Source organism: Lactobacillus sp. OTU4228 (genome assembly GCF_001006945.1).
GTDB classification, from domain to species: domain Bacteria; phylum Bacillota; class Bacilli; order Lactobacillales; family Lactobacillaceae; genus Lactobacillus; species Lactobacillus amylovorus.
The window spans coordinates 22,666-43,758 of record NZ_CDLD01000036.1 but is presented as its reverse complement, the minus strand read 5'-3'; the positions used below and the strand labels follow the sequence as shown (position 1 = coordinate 43,758).

General features: G+C 38.8%; 17 protein-coding genes, 5 tRNA genes, 1 pseudogene and 1 riboswitch. Of the genes and pseudogenes, 16 read left to right on the top strand and 7 right to left on the bottom strand.

Annotation, left to right across the window (positions count from 1 at the left end):
• The first annotated feature begins 54 nt into the window (after nt 1-54).
• From BN1206_RS07595 to BN1206_RS07565, 7 genes are all read left to right on the top strand, one after another.
• A tRNA-Asn gene (locus tag BN1206_RS07595) sits at nt 55-127 on the top strand.
• Nucleotides 128-137: 10 nt separating this feature from the next.
• Nucleotides 138-228: transfer RNA gene (locus BN1206_RS07590), tRNA-Ser, on the top strand.
• A 107-nt stretch (nt 229-335) separates the two neighbouring features.
• Complete coding sequence (locus tag BN1206_RS07585; protein ID WP_013438509.1) at nt 336-1,223, top strand: metal ABC transporter solute-binding protein, Zn/Mn family; 888 nt, start codon at nt 336-338, stop codon at nt 1,221-1,223.
• 141 nt (nt 1,224-1,364) lie between these two features.
• Nucleotides 1,365-1,436, top strand: a tRNA-Glu gene (locus BN1206_RS07580).
• Between the two features lie 5 nt (nt 1,437-1,441).
• Nucleotides 1,442-1,514 (top strand) — tRNA-Val (locus BN1206_RS07575).
• Nucleotides 1,515-1,581: 67 nt separating this feature from the next.
• A riboswitch (SMK box riboswitch) is annotated at nt 1,582-1,675 on the top strand.
• Nucleotides 1,673-2,872 carry a methionine adenosyltransferase gene (gene metK / locus BN1206_RS07570; protein ID WP_013438508.1) on the top strand — a complete coding sequence of 400 codons (1,200 nt, stop codon included), beginning with the start codon at nt 1,673-1,675 and terminating at the stop codon, nt 2,870-2,872. Its footprint overlaps the riboswitch before it by 3 nt.
• Before the next feature lie 22 nt (nt 2,873-2,894).
• A complete protein-coding gene (locus tag BN1206_RS07565) occupies nt 2,895-4,355 on the top strand; it encodes an MDR family MFS transporter (protein ID WP_013438507.1) in 1,461 nt (486 codons plus the stop codon).
• A 42-nt stretch (nt 4,356-4,397) separates the two neighbouring features.
• Here the strand turns inward: BN1206_RS07565 and BN1206_RS07560 are convergent, their stop codons facing one another.
• On the bottom strand, nt 4,398-5,060 hold the full coding sequence (locus tag BN1206_RS07560) for a phosphatase PAP2 family protein (RefSeq protein ID WP_013438506.1): 663 nt from the start codon (nt 5,058-5,060) through the stop codon (nt 4,398-4,400).
• A 292-nt stretch (nt 5,061-5,352) separates the two neighbouring features.
• On the opposite strand from BN1206_RS07560, the gene leuS reads away from it, so the two are divergent.
• Nucleotides 5,353-7,767: a leucine--tRNA ligase gene (leuS, locus tag BN1206_RS07555; protein ID WP_014566108.1), complete on the top strand. Its 2,415-nt coding sequence runs from the start codon at nt 5,353-5,355 to the stop codon at nt 7,765-7,767.
• Between the two features lie 93 nt (nt 7,768-7,860).
• Entirely contained in the window at nt 7,861-9,507 is a 1,647-nt protein-coding gene (locus BN1206_RS07550) for a putative polysaccharide biosynthesis protein (protein ID WP_041808236.1), read from the top strand.
• A gap of 511 nt (nt 9,508-10,018) precedes the next feature.
• Here the strand turns inward: BN1206_RS07550 and BN1206_RS09800 are convergent.
• Nucleotides 10,019-10,457: pseudogene (locus tag BN1206_RS09800) on the bottom strand (transposase); the annotation flags it as partial.
• Between the two features lie 72 nt (nt 10,458-10,529).
• Between BN1206_RS09800 and BN1206_RS09600 the strand changes: the two are divergent.
• A complete protein-coding gene (locus tag BN1206_RS09600) occupies nt 10,530-10,913 on the top strand; it encodes a mucin-binding protein (protein WP_049780112.1) in 384 nt (127 codons plus the stop codon).
• 104 nt (nt 10,914-11,017) lie between these two features.
• Entirely contained in the window at nt 11,018-11,278 is a 261-nt protein-coding gene (locus BN1206_RS07540; RefSeq protein ID WP_013438500.1) for a bacteriocin immunity family protein, read from the top strand.
• Nucleotides 11,279-11,533: 255 nt separating this feature from the next.
• Here the strand turns inward: BN1206_RS07540 and BN1206_RS07535 are convergent, their stop codons facing one another.
• The 5 genes from BN1206_RS07535 to BN1206_RS07515 all read right to left on the bottom strand — a co-directional run bounded on the left by BN1206_RS07535 (nt 11,534) and on the right by BN1206_RS07515 (nt 14,979).
• On the bottom strand, nt 11,534-12,079 hold the full coding sequence (locus BN1206_RS07535; RefSeq protein WP_013438499.1) for a cysteine hydrolase family protein: 546 nt from the start codon (nt 12,077-12,079) through the stop codon (nt 11,534-11,536).
• Between the two features lie 9 nt (nt 12,080-12,088).
• Entirely contained in the window at nt 12,089-13,522 is a 1,434-nt protein-coding gene (locus BN1206_RS07530) for a nicotinate phosphoribosyltransferase (protein WP_014566105.1), read from the bottom strand.
• A 117-nt stretch (nt 13,523-13,639) separates the two neighbouring features.
• Nucleotides 13,640-14,344 carry an NUDIX hydrolase gene (locus BN1206_RS07525; RefSeq protein WP_013438497.1) on the bottom strand — a complete coding sequence of 235 codons (705 nt, stop codon included), beginning with the start codon at nt 14,342-14,344 and terminating at the stop codon, nt 13,640-13,642.
• A gap of 72 nt (nt 14,345-14,416) precedes the next feature.
• On the bottom strand, nt 14,417-14,734 hold the full coding sequence (locus BN1206_RS07520; RefSeq protein WP_052543170.1) for a PspC domain-containing protein: 318 nt from the start codon (nt 14,732-14,734) through the stop codon (nt 14,417-14,419).
• Nucleotides 14,735-14,895: 161 nt separating this feature from the next.
• Nucleotides 14,896-14,979: transfer RNA gene (locus BN1206_RS07515), tRNA-Leu, on the bottom strand.
• A gap of 88 nt (nt 14,980-15,067) precedes the next feature.
• On the opposite strand from BN1206_RS07515, the gene BN1206_RS07510 reads away from it, so the two are divergent.
• The 5 genes from BN1206_RS07510 (at nt 15,068) to BN1206_RS07490 (ending at nt 21,039) form a co-directional block, all read left to right on the top strand.
• The gene (locus tag BN1206_RS07510; RefSeq protein WP_022087578.1) at nt 15,068-16,366 is read left to right on the top strand and encodes a serine hydrolase; all 1,299 of its coding nucleotides are present in this window, start codon (nt 15,068-15,070) and stop codon (nt 16,364-16,366) included.
• Nucleotide 16,367: 1 nt separating this feature from the next.
• Nucleotides 16,368-17,216, top strand: a complete 849-nt coding sequence (locus BN1206_RS07505; protein WP_013438494.1) for an NAD(P)H-hydrate dehydratase — start codon at nt 16,368-16,370, stop codon at nt 17,214-17,216.
• Between the two features lie 132 nt (nt 17,217-17,348).
• Nucleotides 17,349-18,023 carry a L,D-transpeptidase gene (locus BN1206_RS07500; RefSeq protein WP_052543169.1) on the top strand — a complete coding sequence of 225 codons (675 nt, stop codon included), beginning with the start codon at nt 17,349-17,351 and terminating at the stop codon, nt 18,021-18,023.
• Nucleotides 18,024-18,326: 303 nt separating this feature from the next.
• The gene (gene argS, locus BN1206_RS07495; RefSeq protein ID WP_052543168.1) at nt 18,327-20,012 is read left to right on the top strand and encodes an arginine--tRNA ligase; all 1,686 of its coding nucleotides are present in this window, start codon (nt 18,327-18,329) and stop codon (nt 20,010-20,012) included.
• Between the two features lie 109 nt (nt 20,013-20,121).
• The gene (locus BN1206_RS07490) at nt 20,122-21,039 is read left to right on the top strand and encodes a class II fructose-bisphosphate aldolase (RefSeq protein ID WP_013438491.1); all 918 of its coding nucleotides are present in this window, start codon (nt 20,122-20,124) and stop codon (nt 21,037-21,039) included.
• Nucleotides 21,040-21,093 lie beyond the last annotated feature (54 nt).

The following is a 21,093-nucleotide window of genomic DNA, read 5'->3' as shown; positions in this document are numbered from 1 at the left end:
GTTGGTGGGCAACTGCCTGCGAGGAAAGGAAGCTGCCGTGCTCTTTTTTAATATTCCGGCTTAGCTCAGTTGGTAGAGCGCTTGACTGTTAATCAAGATGTCGTCAGTTCGAGTCTGACAGCCGGAGTACTTTTTATGGAGTGTTGTCCGAGTGGCTTAAGGAGCATGATTGGAAATCATGTATACGGGCTTATACCTGTATCGAGGGTTCAAATCCCTCACACTCCGTAATGGGTTAAAAGAACCGTCTTGGAAGAATTCTAAGGCGGTTTTTGTTTTACCTTCATATAATATGAACAATCCTTTATAATAGTTCTAAAAGGAGCGAAGATAACATGAAGTTAAAGAAAGTATTTTTATTAATCACGACTTTATTAGGGATAGTTTTAACTCTAACTGCATGTTCTACAAAAAGAGAAGCAAATACTAAAAATCATAAAGTAGATATTGTAACTTCAACTAATATCTATGCAAATATTGCCAGAAATATCGTAGGTAAACACGGAGAAGTTCAAGCTATTATTACTAATGGCGACACTGATCCTCATGATTTTGAACCTACTACCAATTCTGCTAAAGAAGTAGCTAACGCGAATATCGTAATTGCTAATGGCTTGGGTTACGATGATTGGATGACTAAATTAGCTGATTCGAATGATATTCATGTGACCAAAGTTGGTGAACAACTTATGGGCTTAAAGCAGGGCGATAATCCGCATATTTGGTATAACTTGGATATGCCTAAACGATATGTAAATTACATTGTGAAACGGGCAAGCCAGATTGATCCAAAGAATGCGGCATATTTTAGAAAAAATGGCCGAAACTATTTAAAGAAAATTCAGAATATCAAGGAGCTTGCTGCTAAAATTGATGGAAAGCACTCTAAGCCCGTATTTGTCAGTGAGCCGGTATTTGACTATGCTCTTGAACGTTGCCGCTTTAAGATCGGAAATACTGCCTTTGAAGAGGCCGTAGAGAATGAGACGGACCCTAGTGCACAGGTAGTTCATAATATGCAGCAATCCATTAAGCATAAGAAGATTTCTTTCTTCGTTAATAATGTTCAAGCTTCAAGCAGCACTGTCAATGGAATGGTTAAATTAGCTAACCAAAATCAGATCCCTGTCTTGAAGGTGAGAGAGACCATGCCTAATGGCACAAGCTATTACGAATGGATGCGTGGCAATTATCAAAAATTATTTGATATTTTTTCAAAATAACCCTTGCATATTACTACGTTATCTAGTAATATAATAAACGTTGTGATTGAGATGTCACTCAGATAACTAAGATTTAGAAAAGTTCTTGACTTTTGAAACTCAATTAGTTATTATAATAGAGTACTCTTGATTAAGAGATATGACCCGTTGGTCAAGTGGTTAAGACACGGCCCTTTCACGGCCGTAACATGGGTTCAAATCCCGTACGGGTCACTTATGGAGGATTAGCTCAGCTGGGAGAGCATCTGCCTTACAAGCAGGAGGTCACAGGTTCGAGCCCTGTATCCTCCATCGTTCGGGACTACCGCAGAGGCGGTAGTCTTTTTTTATGCAAAAGAGCGAACGAAAGTAATAATTTTATCGGTTCAAGTCCTGAGAGGATTCACTAGTTGTTAGCTAATGAAGATGCCTTGTAACCGAATAGCCAATGTCTATATAGGGGGACTAATATGGAAAGACGTTTGTTTACTTCAGAATCAGTTTCTGAAGGACATCCAGACAAGGTTGCTGACCAAATTTCAGATGCAATTTTGGATGCGATGCTTAAGAAGGATCCTAACTCACACGTAGCTTGTGAGACGATCGTAACTACAGGTATGGTTTTCGTATTTGGTGAAATTTCTACCAATGCATATGTCGACATTCAAGATGTCGTACGCAAGACCGTCTTGAAGATTGGATATGATCGTCCTGAATTAGGTTTCGATGGTAACAACTGTGCCGTAATGGTTGATATCGATGAACAATCACCAGATATCGCCGGTGGTGTTGATCACTCACTTGAAACTAGAGAAAACAAGTCTGATAAGGATGAGTTGGACCAAATCGGTGCTGGTGACCAAGGCTTAATGTTTGGTTTCGCTATTAAGGAAACACCTGAACTTATGCCATTGCCAATCTCACTTGCTCACCGCTTGATGAGACGAGTAGCTGCACTTAGAAAAGATCATACTTTAGATTGGCTTCGTCCAGATGCTAAGGCTCAAGTTACTGTAGAATATGATGAAAATAATAAACCACTCCGTGTGGACACAGTAGTTATTTCTACTCAAACCGATGCAGAAGTTTCAAATGAAGAAATTCGCCGTGCAATGATCGACTTAGTAATTAAGGAAGTTATTCCAGCTGAATACTTGGATGAAAAGACTAAGTTTTTGATTAACCCATCTGGTCGTTTCGTTATCGGTGGTCCTAAAGGTGACTCTGGTTTAACTGGTCGTAAGATTATCGTTGATACTTACGGTGGTTACGCTCGTCACGGTGGTGGTGCCTTCTCAGGTAAGGATCCAACAAAGGTTGACCGTAGTGCTAGTTACGCTGCCCGTTACGTTGCCAAAAACATCGTAGCAGCAGGTCTTGCATATCGTTGTGAAGTACAACTTGCATATGCCATCGGTGTAGCTCACCCAGTATCAATCATGATCGATACTGCTGGCACAGGTAAAGTTGACGATGAACTTTTAACCGAAGCAGTTCGCAACGTATTTGATCTTCGTCCAGCCGGCATTATCAAGATGCTTAACTTGCGTCGTCCTATTTACGAACAAACTGCTGCATATGGTCACTTTGGCAGAACAGATGTCGATTTACCATGGGAAAAGACCGATAAGACTCAAGATTTGCTTGATTATATTAAAGATCATCAATAAAAATATTCGAGGAGTAAATTAAATGAAAAAAACAAACGTGCCTATAGTCACGCTTGCGATTTTTATGACAACATTTATGACCGCTATTGAAGGAACGATCGTTTCTACTGCAATGCCTACAATAGTTTCAGACCTTGATGGGCTAGAAATTATGAACTGGGTTGTATCGATCTTTCTGCTGATGACGGCTGTTTCGACTCCTTTATACGGAAAACTGGCGGATAGCATTGGGCGAAAGCCAGTTTTTTTGTTTGGAATTGCATTGTTTGTCATTGGATCGTCATTGTGTGGCCTAGCACAAAACATGATTGAACTGATATTGTTTAGAGTAATTCAGGGATTAGGTTCAGGGGCGGTTCAGCCAGTTGCGATCACCATTATCGCTGACCTTTATACTTTGCAAAAACGCGCTAAAATGTTGGGTCTTAACTCTGGTTTCTGGGGAGTGGCCTCAGTTATTGCTCCGCTTTTAGGTGGTTTTATTGTGCAACACCTGTCTTGGCACTGGGTCTTTTATATCAATGTACCAATAGGAATCATTGCGTTTTTATTAGTACTAGTGTATTTGAGAGAGCCTAAGCATAAATCTAGTTCAAAATTGGATTTGCAGGGAACCATTTGGTTAGTATTATTGCTTTTGGCCTTAATGTTCTTCTTGCAGGATCTTGGCAGTAACATGAATTTGCTAGTTATGGCCGCTCTAGCCGTTTTGATTGTAATCTCTGTAATTCTATTCTTTAGAGCAGAAAAACGCGCAGCGGATCCAATAATGCCACTCTCGATGCTGATAGACAAGGAGTTCTTTGCATTAAACAATATTACGCTACTTATTTCTGGTGTAGTTATTGGATTTGAATTTTATATTCCAACTTGGATGCAAGGAATTAATGGTACTAATGCCTCACTTGCAGGATTTGCTGTAACGCCTAGTTCATTAATGTGGATTGTAGGTTCGTTCTTGATTGGCGGGATGCTAGGTCGCTGGGGTATCAAGAAAACGTATGATTATATGCTGGCAATTTTGGTTGCGGCAGATCTGGTTTTAATCTTGGTGCCAATATATACTCCATTTTGGGTATTTTGCATAGTGGCCGCCTTCAACGGAACTGCCTTTGGTGCAATTACAACAGCATCGCAGGTACGCTCACAAGTATTGGTTCCTAAGGATGATATTGGAGTAGCCACATCATTTAATACCCTAATGAAATATCTAGGTCAAACAATGATGGTCTCCGTTTACGGTATTGCATTTAATACTATGGTAGCTAAAGGCCTGGCTAAACATCCAGGCTTGACCCAAGCAATGATGAACAAAATTGTTTCTGCAGAAAACGCTAAGACATTGGCAAGCAGTGTTGTACCACAATTGCGTCAAGTGCTTTTAGGTGGTTTGAAAGCAGTCTATATTGTTTCCATGATAGTTATCCTAATTTCAATTTTGCTAAACCAAACGTATAAAGACCGTAAAATTAAACATGAGTAACAAAAAAACAAGCATCAATTTGATGCTTGTTTTTTTAATGCATTATTTTCGTTTTCGATCCATCATTTTTGGCTCAATGTAGAAATGGTATAAGAATGAATAACCGAGTAATACAAAGGTAATTCCTTCGATCCAACCACCGAATACATCTGATGGGTAGTGAACGTGAACGAAAATTCTAGTGTAGCCAATCATGAGTGGGAATAATGCCCAAATGATAATCAACAAAGTTTTCCAAAATTTACTTTTCACTAGCAAAATAGTCAAAATAATCAAAACGCCGAACAGAGCCGCACTACCAACTGAGTGACCAGATGGAAAACTGTAGCCATCCGCATAAACCAGGTGGTGGACAAGTGGACGATGTCGTTGAACGGCATGTTTGATAATCCAATTGTAACCGTTAGCGCAGATCATTACTCCCGCGGTGAAAAACGCGTAGGCATATTGTTTAAAGACGATTAAAATGATGAATAAAATAATCGTTTCAATCGTGATTACGTTGGTATTACCTAAATTAGTAAAAGTTTTGGCAAAAGCTACGTTAGCGGGATTTGTGTTGCAAACCACGTTAATTACTGCGTTGTCGAAACTATGAATAAACTGTGAGCTCGATGAAACTAAAATTGCCCACGCAGCATAGATGACCACAAAGATGGCACCAGGTATTAAGGTGTCCTTTGGTGGATTTTCTGTATTAATCAAAAAAATACTCTCCTCTTGTAATTTTTAGCATTTGTGGTAAATTATAATCATTATCTATAAGAAAATAAAGGTCAGGAAGCAGTAACAAGGATGTTTTTTCAGAGAGAGGCTGGTAGCTGCGAAGTCTCAAAACGGAATTGTGAACTTAGCCTGGTATAAGAGCCTATCGTTGCCATCCGCGTTAAGGAGCATAATTAAGTGTCACATTTTTTGTGGAACTTAGGTGGTACCGCGATTGTTTCGTCCTATGATTTAGTTCATAGGGCGTTTTATTTTGCAAAGGAGAATAAATTTGTATAACCACAAAGTTGTTGAAAAGAAATGGCAAGACTATTGGGCAAAGCATGATACCTTCAAGACAGGTACTGATCCCAATAAAAAGAATTATTACGCATTGGACATGTTTCCATTCCCATCTGGTAAGGGACTTCACGTAGGTCACCCAGAAGGTTACACTGCAACTGATATTGTTGCTAGAATGAAGCGTGCACAAGGCTACAATGTACTTCACCCAATGGGTTGGGATGCATTTGGTTTACCAACTGAACAATACGCTTTGAAGACTGGGGAAGACCCAGAAGTTGTTACTAAGAACAACATTGCTAACTTCAAGCGTCAATTGAACAAGTTAGGTTTCTCATATGACTGGGACCGTGAAGTTACCACTTCAGACCCTAACTACTACAAGTGGACTCAATGGGTCTTTGAACAAATGTACAAGAATGGCTTAGCATATGAAGCCGAAGTTCCAGTTAACTGGTCACCAGATTTAGGTACTGTTGTTGCTAACGAAGAAGTTATCGATGGTAAGACTGAACGTGGTGGTTACCCAGTTTACCGTAAGAACATGCGTCAATGGATGCTTAAGATGACTGCATATGCAGACCGTCTTTTGGAAGACCTTGATGGCTTGGACTGGCCAGAACCAGTTAAGGAAATGCAAAGAAACTGGATCGGCCGTTCAGTTGGTGCTCAAGTAACCTTCAAGATTAAGGGCAGCGACAAGACCTTCGATATCTTTACTACTCGTCCTGATACTTTATTCGGTTGTTCATACACTGTTCTTGCTCCAGAAAACAAGTTGGTACAAGAAATTACTACTGATGCACACAGAGACGAAGTTAATGCCTACATCAAGAAGATTGAATCAAAATCAGACCTTGAAAGAACTGACTTGAACAAGAACAAGACTGGTGTCTTTACTGGTGCTTACGCAATTAACCCAGTAAACGGCAAGGAAGTTCCAATTTGGATTTCAGATTACGTATTGGCAAGTTACGGTACTGGTGCGGTTATGGCTGTTCCAGCTCATGATGATCGTGACTACGCTTTTGCTACTAAGTTTGGTTTACCAATTAATCCAGTACTTGAAGGCGGCGACATTACTAAGGAAGCCTTTACTGAAGATGGTCCACACATTAATTCAGAATTCTTAAACGGCTTAAACATTGAAGACGCTAAGAAGAAGATGGTTGACTGGCTTGAAGACCACAACTGTGGTGAAAAGAAGGTTAACTACAAGCTTCGTGACTGGGACTTCTCTCGTCAACGTTACTGGGGTGAACCAATTCCAGTTATTCACTGGGAAGATGGGGAAACTACTCTTGTTCCTGAAGACCAATTGCCACTTCGTTTGCCACATGCAACTGACATTAAGCCATCAGGTACTCCAGAAAGTCCATTAGCTAACTTGACTGACTGGGTTAACGTTGTTGATAAGAACGGTAGAAAAGGTAAGCGTGAAACCAACACTATGCCTAACTGGGCTGGTTCAAGTTGGTACTACCTTCGTTATGTTGATCCACACAATGATAAAGAATTAGCTGACTACGACTTGCTTAAGCAATGGCTTCCAGTTGACCTTTACATCGGTGGTGCAGAACATGCCGTTCGTCACCTTCTTTATGCAAGATTCTGGCACAAGGTTCTTTACGACTTGGGTGTTGTTCCAACCAAGGAACCATTCCAACGTTTGTACAACCAAGGTTTGATCTTGAAGAATCACGAAAAGATGTCTAAGTCTAAGGGTAACGTCGTTAACCCAGATGACGTGATCGATGAATACGGTGCAGACTCACTTAGAATGTACGAAATGTTCATGGGACCACTTGATGCATCAATCGACTGGGACGACAATGGTCCAGCTTCAACTAAGAAGTTCTTAGACCGTGTATGGCGTCTATTCGTTAACGACCTTGACCTTAAGGCAATTCCTCAAGAACGCATTGTTGATAAGAACGATGGCGAACTTGATAAGGTTTACGCTGAAACTGTTAAGAAGGTAACTGAAGACTTTGATGCACTTCACTTCAACACTGCTATTTCTCAAATGATGGTCTTCATCAATGCTGCACAAAAGGCTAAGACTATTCCACGGGAATACGCAGAAGGCTTCGTTAAGCTTTTGGCGCCAGTTGCTCCACACATGATGGAAGAAATTTGGCAAATATTTGGTCATGATGAATCAATTACTTACGCTAAGTGGCCAACTTACGATCCAGCTAAGTTAGTTGAATCAACTGTTGAAATCATGGTTCAAGTCAACGGTAAGCTTCGTGGCAAGTTCCAAGCAGCTAAGGATGCTGACAGAGACGACGTTCAAAAACAAGCTATGGCACTTCCACACGTTCAAAAATTCTTAGAAGGCAAGGACGTTAAGAAAGTTATCGTCGTACCAAACAAGATCGTTAACATCGTAGCTAAATAAGTTAAGTTTTTCCTAAAAGAACAATAAGTTTTATACTTATCGCTTAAATTGCGTGATAATTAATTAGTTAATACTTCTTATTAGGGAAAATTCATGGAAGAAGAAAATAACTTAAATAGCAAAGATACACAAAATACGTTTCTAAAAGGCTCTGCATGGATGACCTTTGGTTCGATTGCTTCAAGAATTCTAGGTGCGCTATATATCATTCCATGGTATGCATGGATGGGTGCATATGGGAATATTGCTAATGCGTTGACGGCTCGAAGTTATAATATCTATACCATTTTTATTCTGATTTCGACTGCTGGAATTCCCGGTGCAATTGCCAAGCAGGTAGCCAAGTACAATGCGCTAAACGAATATGGTATTGGACGTAAGCTATTTCATAGAGGATTAGTCCTAATGGCAATCCTAGGTGTCGTATCGGCTGCGATTATGTATTCTGTCTCGCCGCTTTTGGCGTCAAATGGGAGTCAAAGCGATCCGAGACAGGTTGCGGTTATGCGTAGCTTGTCTTATGCCATTTTGATTATTCCGATTTTGAGTATCATGCGTGGATATTTCCAGGGTTACGCGGATATGATGCCGAGTGCCATGTCGCAATTTGTGGAGCAGTTTGCGCGTGTGGTATGGATGCTGTTAACTGCCTTTGTAATTATGCAAGTGCAGCATGGTTCATATGTCCACGCAGTTATTCAATCTAATTTAGCTGCCGCAATTGGTGCCGCATTTGGTATCGGCTTGCTTGTCTGGTTCTTATTTTCAAGAAAAAAGCAGCTAGATAGCTTAGTTGCTCATTCCAATAATCGTCTGCGAGTTTCAACCACACAATTATTTGTGGAAATTATTGAACAGGCTATTCCATTTATCATTATTGATTCAGGAATTACCTTGTTCTCATTGGTTGACCAATATACTTTCCACCCAATGATTGCTGGTTTGGTTCACGCTAGCTCAGATACAATTGAAGACTGGTACGCATTGTTTGGTTTGAATGCTAACAAGTTAATTATGATTATCGTTTCTTTGGCTAGTGCGATGGCGGTAACTGCAATTCCGCTTTTATCAGCAGCGCATACAAGGGGCGACTTCAGAAGCATTTCTAGACAGATTGCGAACACGATGGACTTGTTCTTATTCGTAATGATTCCAGCCGCATTTGGGATGGCAGCTATTAGTAGACCAATTTATACCGTCTTTTATGGTCCAGATCCACTTGGTAGTAAAGTGCTTTACTTATCTGCATTTACTGCAATTAGCTTGGGTTTGTTCACGGTGTTAATGGCAATTTTGCAAGGTTTATCAGAAAATGGCCTGGCTATTAAATATTTAGTCTTAGGTTTAATTCTAAAAGGGATCTTGCAGTTCCCAATGATCTTTTTATTCAAGATCTACGGACCACTAGTTGCTACTAATCTTGGTTTATTAGTAATTGTGCTTTTATCACTTAAACACTTGGAAGTACAATATGATTTCAATTTGAATAGAACCAGCCGCAGATTAATCGGAATCACTGCATTTTCAATCGGGATGTTCTTGATTGTTAAATTGGTAGAAATGGGTTTAGGCAAGTTCTTGAATCCAGATCATAGAATTACGGCTCTGATTTTAGTAATTTTATCTGTTAGTGTCGGTATTGCCTTTTATGGCTTTGCTGCATTGAAGACGGATTTAGCCCAAAAGATTATGGGTAGTCGAATCGAAAATATTTTGGTTAAGTTTCACATCCATGGTTAAAATTGAATAAGACAAAAACAACCAATGTCGTCATTCAGACATTGGTTGTTTTTTGTTACATTTAAGGGTTTTAAACAATGTGCAAAAATTATTCTAGGAGTGTTGCATTTGTAATGATAGCTAATCTGGAGTAATTGCAGTTAAAACAAAGACCCCAATTAGTTCAAGTGCTAAAAAAGTAATTCCAATAGTGGCTGTCATAATAAGCCATCTCCTTATCTGGAGAATAAACATCATAATGTTTATTCCAATTCATATTATCCTTTACACCATTTACTTTAACATAGAATTCATTATAATAAAAGCGCTTTCATAAAAAGAGTGAGAAAAAAGCCGATTTAATTTAAATCGACTTTAGTGCCCCTGCCAAGGATCTTTATTATAACATTTACTATAAGCAAAAGTTATAACTAACTAGTAATTATAAATATTTCTCAAATCCTTCTTTTGGAGACTGTCAAGAAGTTTGTGTAAATAATCTCTCTCGTTGATTGACTTTTTTATTTATCTTTTAATCAAAATAGGATTCTAGGGTGTCTCGAACTTGCCCAAATTCTTTATGAATCCTGTTAAAGTAACGGTCATTGTAATCCATTGCCTGAACTCCAATAAAGGTGTCAAGCGACTGCTCAGTTGGAAATTCTGTTTTAGGCTTGGTTTTCCGCTTAAGCCTGTTGTTAAAGGATTCAATCATGTTAGTTGAGTAAATTGAAGCTCTAATAGCTGACGGATAGTTGTAAAAGGTTAACAGATCAGGCTCAACCGGCACTGATATTACGCATGACGTGTACCAAGCAGCGTTGAAAATGCGCTTTAGGATAGGACTGGCAGATAGCCTCTTTCATGCCAACTACTCCGTCAGACAAGAAGAGCTCTACCTGTTCAAGGCCGCGACTCTTGAAGCCTTTGAGCATTTCGCTCCAAATCTCAATATTTTCAGTAGGCGCAATACAGCAGCTGCCTCAGAGCTTAAGCCTAAAAAAGATCAAAACGATCAAGTTGCAATTATTAACTTTATCGATTTGGACAACAATGGTAAGCAATTAACCTCATCTGGTCCACTTACTGGTAAACCAGGTGAAAGCATTAATGATTTGTACAGTACTGAAATTCCATTGAAGGCAATTGCTCAAACTGGTTATCACGTTGTCTTCAACGGTTTTGATGGTGATGGTCAAATTCAAAAATTTAACAACAATGATTTAATGACACAAGTCTTCACCGTTGGTTTGAGTAAATCAGCTAAGAGTGAAACCAAGGCTAAGGCACCTGAAAAGCAATCTGATGTGGATCTTGATGCAGTCAGAGAAGCAACTATTAATAATAAAGATACTGCTGCTATGGCATTGGGTATCGCTGCAACGATTATTAGCTTGATCGGTTTAATCGGTAAAGAGAATAAGTAAAGATTTAGTTAAAAGGGGACAGGAAAAGTCTCCTTTTTTAGTGATAATTAGTGTAAGCGAATACAATTAAAGGGTATAATGTATTTAGAAAGAGGGTCATGATTATGGCTGAAAATGAAGAAAGAATTATTAGAAATAAAATTGAAGAGATTGTTAATCACGATCAAGAAGTTAAGAATAATCCTGAGTTGATGGATATTTTTAGAGTTGCCTATGGCAGGAGGGATGCAGGCAAGCCAATGCAAGTAGTAGCTTTAGCACTTGATAAATCATTGGCTGGCTACATTACTAGTCATGGTCCAGGCGAGACCCCAGACAGCGTCCTAGACTTGCATAAAGAAATGCAGAAGTTGTCGGGAATTTAGATAAATATTAATTACGTGGATTACTTGTTTATAAAGATTCGCGTGAATGCGGATCTTTTTTGTATAAAATTGGCTAATGAAACAAAAATGCAAGTATAAATTTACACTGCTATGCGCTTACATAATTGAAAAATCAATACCAAACAAAACCTCACTTGTGAAACATAGCTATAAAGCCCGTCATATTGAGCTTTTTGACAAAATAAAACAAAAATCCACACATAGTGTGGATTTTTCGGGTTAGTTATTCACAATTTAGACCAACTTAGCACCTAATGAATTCTTGAAATGATCCAGTGCCCATTGTTGCCCATATTTAGTGAAGGTAGCAACTGCATCGGTTGGAATCGTAATATGATAATTTAGATTATAAGCTGCAATGGCGGTGTGCAAGACACAAATATCGGTGCAATCACCCGTTAGCCAAAGATCGTCAATTTTTCTTTCTCTTAAGTAATTATCTAGATTGGTGTTTTGGAAAGAAGAATAACGATTCTTGTTGAACTTGTAAACTTTGTCGCTATCTTTGTGGACATCATACCAAGTTTTGATTTTGCCATACAATTCTTGTCCAGAAGTGCCAATAATATTGTGTGGTGGGAAAAGTTTGTATTCGGGACTAAATTTATCGTGAGTGTGACCATCTGTAGGGAAGATCACATAATCACCATTTTGATAAAACTCATCAGCTAATTCTAGAATGTGACCCTCAATTGCTTGCCCAGGTTTACCACAAGTTAGTGCACCGTCATCAGCGATGAAATCATTAGTGTAGTCGATAATCAGTAGTGCTTTAGTCATAATTTGCCTCTATATGTTTCTGTATTCTGAAATCAGTTTTTGTTGTAAGTCGGCTAAATTCTTTGTCAAAAAGACAGGATAACGATCAGGGTTAACTAGACGCTTAGTAGCTGTTGGTAATTCTGCGATTTTTTGATGAGCGAATTTTTGAATGGCAAAAGTGTCAGTTTCAATATCTTTTTCATGATCAGGAGTTAAAATTTCACTCAAAAGTGGTTTAGCTACAAAGTCTTTTAATTCAACTTTGTCGCAAGTGGCATATACATCCGCATTGACTGCAGAAATAGTGTCACCGATTTGTTCATCATTTAATGCAATGACATCAGCAAAAGCCTTATTAGGTTCATTTTTCTTATAGAGACGGTAAACTTGCTTATTGCCTGGCAAAGTAATCTTTTCACGACTGTTACTAATCTTGATCTTAGGTTTCCATTTACCGTTGTTCTCAAGTTCAGACATTTTGTAGACACCGCTTAAAACTGGGCTAGATGAACTCGTAATCAAACGTTCACCGATACCAAAGTTATCAAGTGGTGCGCCATCTTCAAGTAAAGCTTTAACGATGTGAGCGTCTAAAGCATTGGATGCAGTGATCTTAGCGTTAGGGAAGCCTGCATCGTCTAACATCTTTCTAGCCTTTTTGGCTAATTGAGTAATATCACCAGAGTCAATTCTGATGCCAACTGGTTCATGACCAGCAGCACGTAATTCTTTGAATACTTTGATAGCGTTTGGAACACCAGAATTTACCACATCGTAGGTATCAACTAATAATGCGGCTGTGTCAGGATAAATTTTGGCCCAAGCTCTAAATGCAGTTAATTCATCCGGAAAACTTTCAATCCAAGCATGAGCCATTGTGCCAGCTGCTGGTACATGGAAAAGTTTAGCGGCTAAAACGTTAGAGGTGCTGCTGCAACCACCAATGATTGCGGCACGGGCACCGTAGGTTGCAGCGTCAGGACCTTGAGCACGGCGAGCACCAAATTCCATGACTGCACGACCATCAGCTGCATTTGTAATTTGCCACGCTTTAGTAGCAATTAGTGATTGATGGTTAATAATGTTTAATACTAATGTTTCCAGTAATTGAACTTCCATTAATGGACCAGAAATAGAAAGAATTGGTTCTTGTGGCATAACTGGTGTACCTTCAGGGATAGCTTTAACGGTACATTGATTTTTAGCATGTTCAAGATAATCGAGAAAGTCAGCGGAGAAGTGTTTCAATGAGCGTAAGTAGGCGATGTCATCGGCAGTAAAGTGCCAGTGCTTGATTTCATCTAGTGCTTGCATTAAACCAGCACTAACTACGAAACTACCATGGTCAGGAACGTTACGGTAGAAGACATCAAACCGTGCTTGCTTATTATGTGGCAGAGTTTGAAAATAGCCGTTGGCCATTGAAAATTCGTACATATCTGTTAAAAGTTCATGATACATTTTTCTTATTTGCTCCCTATTCTTTTAAGTATAATTTACTTTAATTACTTCAAAAATAAAAGTATAATCAACTTTTATTAGTGTCGATTGTAGCACGTTATTTAGCGAGTGCAAGTTTTAACGCAATTTAAAGATCTTAGGTGGTCGGCCAGAACGCTTAGTAGAAGCTGTTCCTACTTCTTCAAAAATGTTTTTATGGGTTTTCTTAAAGTTAGAATTATCAATTTTGTCGACTGTAGTTTTTAAGAAAATAGCGTAAACTTCGCGTGCTTGTCGCAGAGTAAATGTTGGTCCTAAGATTTGAAGTACTGTTGGTTGGTAATCTAGCTTGTTCTTAATTCGCTTGATAGCTGCAATTACGATTAGATGGTGATCAAAGGCAAGTTTAGATTGTTCGGTTAAGGTTAGATCAATATCATTGTTTTTTAAATAAAAATGTTGGTCCTTAAAATTAAATGTGAACCATCTTGCTTCTGTTGCACCATAGCCAGGCTTAAGTTGTGGCATAGCGGGCAAAAAAGTCATATAAGCTAAAGCTAGTGCACGTTCACCACTAACTCGATTAGGGTCAGTAAAAGTAGCCAACTGTTCAGTGGCACCATGAGGGATGGACATGCCAATTTTATCTTTAATCAGTCGGATACAAGCAGCATCTGCACTTTCATTTCTACGTAACAGAGTTTCAGGCAATGCCCATTTATTCTTAAAAGGTTCATTAGCTCGTTTAATTAACAAAATTTGAGGCAAATGAGTGTTAGGATTGAAACTCCAAATGATATTCGTAATCGTAATTAAAGGACGAGCAACAATTTCTTCATCCAAATAAATCACCTCGAAAAAAGATCATTCAAATACGTAACTACGTAAATTGAATGATCAAATTTTTATTAAAAATTAGTTTTTATTATCTTGATTATCGTTTGAATCTTCATCATGATTATCTGACTTAGTAAAGTCACCGTTCATTGTGTTAGGCCGACCTGTTTGATAATCAGTTTCATGCTTTTCGACTCTAGGTGAAACTTCATTGGCTTCAGGCATTACCATTGCTGCAATAATATAAAGTGCAGTGCCCGGGAAGAAACCAGTGAAGATAATTAAAGCAGCACCAATGATTCTTACCCAAGTCGGATCTACATTGAAGTAGTTAGCAATTCCACCAAAAACACCAGCTAAAATTTTGTCTTGTGATTTAGTTAATCTTTTTTGCATAATAATAGCCTCATTTCTAATCTCGCTATTGGTTACTTGTAATTATACAGCATAAGGGATGCGAAAGGCATTTGGAGGATTAAAATATAAAGCTTTGTGTAAGAAATATTATTTATCTTTTTGTAAAATAAAAGGTCTAGCATTTACTAGACCTACCTTTATGCCCGCTAAAGGATTCGAACCTTCACTCAGTCACCTGAACAGCGACCTGAACGCTGCGCGTCTGCCAATTCCGCCAAGCGGGCATTTTTCTCATGTACATGAATAATCATACCAAATATTTGGTAAAATGTAAGCATAAATATACTTTATTATGCAAAAGGATGGAATTTCATGTTTTTTAGTAAAAAGATAAAACGAACTTTTATTAGTTTTGTTGCTGCGATTTCGTTGATTTCATGTGGGGCGGTTTTCACAACGCCAGTACATGCCGACGCTACTAGCAGCTACCAAGCTGATCAACTTAATTTGAACGTTAAGTCTGCTATTGCTATCGATAGCGATTCCGGTCAAATTTTATACGCCAAAAATGCAGATAAAACCTTACCAATTGCTTCAATGACCAAATTGGTCACTGTTTATTTAACTTTACAAGCAATTAAGAATAAGAAGTTATCATGGGACCAAAAAGTAAAGCCAACCGCTCCAATCGTGAAGGTGGCTAACAACACTGAATATTCAAATGTACCACTTAAAATGGGACATTCTTACACTATCAGACAACTTTACCAGGCAACGTTAATTGAATCAGCTAACGGTGCCGCAATGCTTTTGGGTCAAACCATTGCCGGCTCACAAAAAGCTTTCATTAATCAAATGCGTGCGCAAGTTAAAAAGTGGGGCATTGAAGATGCCAAAATCTACACCGCTTGTGGTTTACCTAATGGTAATTTAGGCAAGGATGCTTACCCTGGCGTTAACAAGAACGATGAAAACACTATGTCAGCCAAAGACATGGCAATTATCGGACAAAACTTGATCAAGGATTTCCCAGAAGTTTTGGACACAACTAAGATTGCCCGCTTAAACTTTAAGGATGGCAATAAAGTTACTAAGATGGCTAACTTCAACTGGATGCTTAAGGGTCTTTCTCAATATGACGAAGCATACCCAGTTGATGGTTTAAAGACTGGTACCACTGATGCTGCAGGTGCTTGCTTTATCGGTACAGTTGAACACAGTGGTGCGCGTTTGATCACTGTAGTTATGGGTGCACGTCACCAAGACGGTACCGATCCATCACGTTTTATCCAAACTAAGAAGTTGATGAACTTTATTTTCAACAAGTATCGTCCAATTACGATGACTGCTGGCAGTCAAATGAATGGTGCTAAGTCAATTAAGGTTACTGACGGTGACAACGCAACTACTAACTTGGGCTTGAAGAACAGAATTACTATTTGGGATCCAGCAGATGACAAGACTTTAGTAGCTAGCTTAGATAAAAAGACTGTTGAAGCACCAATTACCAAAGATCAAACAATCGGCAATTACCAATTCAAGTCTGGCAATGAAAAGATTGTTTCTTTGTCAAACCCTAACGGCATGAATGTTAAAGCAAAAGCCTTATCAGCTAATGGTAAAGTCAACTTCTTTGTAAGAATTTGGCGCTGGCTTTTCGGAGGCAGATAAAATGACAGAAATTACTGAAGCGATATTAAAAAAGGTTATTACGAAGAGATCAAGTGATACACATAAGGGCGATTATGGTCGAATCCTTTTAATTGGCGGTGGCGAAAACTATGGTGGCGCCATTATTATGTCGACTTCAGGAGCGGTCAATAGTGGTGCAGGACTTACCGCTGTCGCAACCCATCCGGTCAATTTAACTGCGCTTCATGCACGTTTGCCTGAAGCAATGTTTATCGATTGGCGGGATGCCAAGCTGGCTAATTTGATTAAAAATATGGACGTCGTGGTTTGTGGACCTGGACTTGGCATGTCCGATTTAGCCAAGCAAATTATGGTTATTCTGAGAAGATGTACTTCAGAAAAACAAACGGTAGTCCTAGATGCCAGTGCGCTTGACTTGATTAGTCAAGATAAATCGCTTTTACCAACGAATGCAGGTCATTTAATTCTTACGCCCCACCAAATGGAATGGCAGAGACTGAGTCAAATTAGAATTCCATTTCAAACAGATAGTGCCAATATTGATGCTTTGAACCAACTAATTCCAGATAGTAATGCGATGTTGGTTTTAAAATCAAATCATACCCATATCTATGATGGCAAAGGTCAAGTTTTCGTTAATCCTTTGGGCAATCCAGGTATGGCAACTGGCGGCATGGGTGATACGCTTGCCGGTATTATCGGCGGCTTTGTAGCTCAATTTGGTCCAAGCGTCGACACTGTTTTGGCAGCTGTTTACATTCATTCTTTAGCTGGCGATTTAATTAATAAGGATAACTACGTTGTTAAACCAACTGAGGTTTCTAAAGTATTGCCTAAATTAATGAAAAAGTATTCAGAATTATCGTAAACATGTTAAAATTTTAAGTATAGTAAAATAGCATCCCGATTCAGGGATGTTTTTTAGCGTAACGCTTTAATATGCGCGAAGCATTAATTATAATAGTTAAGATTATTTTTAAAAAAGAAGATTAACACGTTTATGAAGAAAAACATTATTATTGGAGTGGCCAGTATCGTATTGGCTTTTGGAGCAATTATTGGTTTAGCTAACGGTTGCGCACCAAAGTCTGATATCTCTCAAGAAGTAGCTACCACTCAAAGTAAGACGACTAAACCAAAGAAAAAAGCTAAGAAAAAGGCTAAACAAAATACAGAAATTTTTCGTCCATATAAAGATCCTAAGGATTTAAGAAAAGAAGGCACTTGGCGTCAAAAGAGTGAGACTAAGAAACATCCTAAGATTAGTCCAACAGAAAAAGATTTAACTTTACGTGTCTCACTTGAAGGCAATCGTACTTACTTGTTAAGAAAAGGCAAGGTAATTTACACCATGCTTTCTACTGGCGGTATTTTCAAGAAGGGTAAATCTCTTACGCCAACGGGTACTTACAGTATTCAAGGCGGACGCGGCGATAGTTTCTTCAATTATAATTTAGGAGAGGGGGCTAACAACTGGACAAGCTGGAGTCCTGATAATGTTTACTTATTCCACTCTGTACCTACTAAAGGTGATGGCAGCTACAATTTAAAGGAAACTGCTAAATTAGGTAGAACGCAAGGCTCTCACGGCTGTATTCGTTTAAGTGTTCCTGACTCTAAGTGGATTATGGATAATATTCCTAATGGTACTAAAGTAGTCATCAAGAATCATTAAAAAATTAGACAGATATGCAAATGGTCATATCTGCTTTTTTCGTTAAAATTTGTGGCACGCCTTTATCATTCCTGTTATAATCATCTTTGCTAGTAGGTTAAAAGTAGTAGTTATTTTTCTGTTTTAGCGAGTCCAAGTTGGTGGAAGTTGGATATCAGAGAATAATGAAGGCGTGTTTAACTGATTAAAATAATGATTTAAATAAGCGGATACTTTGTATCAATTTGAGTGGTACCGCGGGTTAGTAACTCGTCTCTTTCTAGATAATAGAAAGAGGCTTTTTTATTTGAAAAGAGGAAGAAAATGGACTTTAAAAACGAAGTAGTTGATTTAGTTTCAAGCCAAGTTGATTTGCCTAAAGAAAAAATTGCTGCATTAATTGAACGTCCAAAGAATGCTAAGATGGGTGACTATGCTTTTCCAGCATTTATTTTGGCTAAGACTATGCACAAGAATCCTGCAATTATTGCCAAGGATATTGCTGAAAACTTAAGCAGTGATGACTTTGCCAGCATCCAAGCTGTTGGTCCTTACGTTAACTTTGCCATTGACCATGAAAAGCTTGTTTCATCAACTTTGAAGGATGTTTTAGCTGAAAAGGAACACTACGGTGATCAAAAGTTAGGTGAAGGCAACGTTCCAATTGATATGTCATCTCCTAACATTGCTAAGCCAATGTCAATGGGGCACCTTCGTTCTACTGTAATTGGTAACTCAATTGCCAAGACGATGGAAAAAGTAGGTTATACTCCAATCAAGATTAACTACCTTGGTGACTACGGTACTCAATTTGGTAAGTTAATTGCTGCTTACAAGCACTGGGGTAACGAAGAAGACGTTAAGAAAGACCCAATTATGAGTCTTTTCCACTACTACGTAAGATTCCACAAAGAAGCAGAAGATAATCCAGAACTTGACGATGAAGGTCGTGAATGGTTCAAGAAGCTTGAAGATGGCGATCCAGAAGCCGTTAGATTATGGAAATGGTTCCGTGAAGTTTCACTTAAGGACTTCAAGCGCATTTACAACGAATTGGGCGTAACTTTTGATTCATACAATGGTGAAGCATTCTTTAACGACAAGATGCAACCAGTTATTGATGAATTGAAGGAAAAAGGTCTTTTACACGAATCTCAAGGTGCACAAGTTGTTGACATGGGACCTGACGAAAACCCAGCAATTATCGTTAAGTCAGATGGTACTTCAATTTACTTAACTCGTGATTTAGCTGCTGCTGAATGGAGAATGAAGGAATACAACTTCGTTAAGATGCTTTACGTTGTTGGTAACGAACAAGCGCAACACTTTGTTGAACTTAAGACTGTGCTTAAGAAGATGGGTTACGACTGGGCAGACGAAATCCACCACGTTCCATTTGGTTTGATTACTCAAGGCGGTAAGAAATTATCAACCAGAAAGGGTAACGTTGTCTTCCTTGATCAAGTATTGAAGGATGCAGTTTCTCTTGCTAAGAAGCAAATTCAAGAAAAAAACCCAGATTTGGCTAACCAAGACCAAGTAGCTCATGATGTTGGTGTAGGTGCCGTTGTTTTCCACGACTTGAAGAATGATCGTCTTGATAACTTCGACTTTAACTTGGAAGAAGTCGTTCGTTTCGAAGGCGATACTGGTCCTTACGTTCAATACACCAATGCTCGTGCTCAAAGTGTATTGCGTAAAGCTGCCGCGATGGGCGAAAAGCCAAGTGACACTGATTTAGCTCTTGATGATGATTGGGCATTTGCCGTAGCTAAGGATTTAGCAGACTTCCCAAGAATTGTGGCTAGAGCTAGTGAAAAGTTTGAACCATCAGTAATTGCTAAATATTCTCTTGATTTAGCTAAGAAATTTAACAAGTACTACGCAAACGTGAAGATTTTAAATAAGGACGATAAAATTGGTGCTCGTCTTGCCTTAGTTCAAGCTACATCAATCGTCTTGACTGAATCACTCAGACTTTTAGGCGTAAATGCTCCTAAGGAAATGTAAGCAAAATCGTGAAAATTTAAAAAATAGCGCTTACATTTTGTGAAAAATTGTTCATAATAGAATTATTAAGGTACAATATGCTTGTAAGATATTTAGGAGGTATTTTTTTATGGCTTATTTTGACAACGGTAATCAAATCTTTAAGGATGCTCGTAGAAACCACTATGCTGTAGGTGCTTACAACACTAACAACTTGGAATGGACTCGTGCAGAATTGCGTGCTGCAGAAGAAACTAGAACTCCATTGTTGATCCAAGTATCAACTGGTGCTGCTAAGTACATGGGTGGTTACAAGTTCGTTAAGGACATGGTAGCTGACCAAATGGATTCAATGAACATCTCAGTTCCAGTTATTTTGAACTTGGACCACGGTGACTTTGAATCAGCTAAGGAATGTATCGCACTTGGTTACTCATCAGTTATGTTTGATGGTCACAAGCTTGATACTGAAGAAAACTTGGCTAAGACTAAGGAAATCATCAAGTTAGCTCACGAACGTGGTATTTCAGTTGAAGCTGAAATTGGTAAGATTGGTGAAAACCAAGGTGCTGACGGCGGTGAATTAGCATCAGTTGAAGACGCTAAGACTTTCGTTGCTGCTGGTGTTGACAAGCTTGCTTGTGGTATTGGTAACATCCACGGTGTATACCCAGAAGGCTGGAAGGGCTTGAACTTCGACCGTCTTAAGGAAATTGCTGAAGCAGTTCCAGAAGAACCACTTGTATTGCACGGTGGTTCAGGTATTCCTGAAGACCAAGTTAAGAAGGCTATTTCACTTGGTATCGCTAAGGTTAACATCAACACTGAATTCCAATTAGCATTCCAAAAGGCTACTCGTGAATACATCGAAGCTGGCAAGGACTTAGACAAGGGCAACAAGGGTTATGACCCACGTAAGTTGTTATTGCCAGGTACTGAAGCTATTACCGACGCTATGAAGGAAATGATTGGCTGGTTAGGTACCAAGACTATTGATGACGAACTTAAGGATGCATCATTCGACCGTTCATCATTAAACGAAGAATAATCATTTGATTATTAATTAAAATAAAGCTCAGCTTTTGCTGGGCTTTATTTTTTG

What these genes read in the sequence shown, in the direction of transcription:
- BN1206_RS07505 (WP_013438494.1), top strand. Translation starts at nt 16,368, where the DNA reads ATGACAGAAATTACTGAAGCGATATTAAAAAAGGTTATTACGAAGAGA.
- BN1206_RS07565 (WP_013438507.1), top strand. Translation starts at nt 2,895, where the DNA reads ATGAAAAAAACAAACGTGCCTATAGTCACGCTTGCGATTTTTATGACA.
- BN1206_RS07500 (WP_052543169.1), top strand. Translation starts at nt 17,349, where the DNA reads ATGAAGAAAAACATTATTATTGGAGTGGCCAGTATCGTATTGGCTTTT.
- argS (WP_052543168.1), top strand. Translation starts at nt 18,327, where the DNA reads ATGGACTTTAAAAACGAAGTAGTTGATTTAGTTTCAAGCCAAGTTGAT.
- BN1206_RS07540 (WP_013438500.1), top strand. Translation starts at nt 11,018, where the DNA reads ATGGCTGAAAATGAAGAAAGAATTATTAGAAATAAAATTGAAGAGATT.
- BN1206_RS07520 (WP_052543170.1), bottom strand. Translation starts at nt 14,734, where the DNA reads ATGCAAAAAAGATTAACTAAATCACAAGACAAAATTTTAGCTGGTGTT.
- BN1206_RS07510 (WP_022087578.1), top strand. Translation starts at nt 15,068, where the DNA reads ATGTTTTTTAGTAAAAAGATAAAACGAACTTTTATTAGTTTTGTTGCT.
- BN1206_RS07535 (WP_013438499.1), bottom strand. Translation starts at nt 12,079, where the DNA reads ATGACTAAAGCACTACTGATTATCGACTACACTAATGATTTCATCGCT.
- BN1206_RS07585 (WP_013438509.1), top strand. Translation starts at nt 336, where the DNA reads ATGAAGTTAAAGAAAGTATTTTTATTAATCACGACTTTATTAGGGATA.
- BN1206_RS07490 (WP_013438491.1), top strand. Translation starts at nt 20,122, where the DNA reads ATGGCTTATTTTGACAACGGTAATCAAATCTTTAAGGATGCTCGTAGA.
- metK (WP_013438508.1), top strand. Translation starts at nt 1,673, where the DNA reads ATGGAAAGACGTTTGTTTACTTCAGAATCAGTTTCTGAAGGACATCCA.
- BN1206_RS07530 (WP_014566105.1), bottom strand. Translation starts at nt 13,522, where the DNA reads ATGTATCATGAACTTTTAACAGATATGTACGAATTTTCAATGGCCAAC.
- BN1206_RS07550 (WP_041808236.1), top strand. Translation starts at nt 7,861, where the DNA reads ATGGAAGAAGAAAATAACTTAAATAGCAAAGATACACAAAATACGTTT.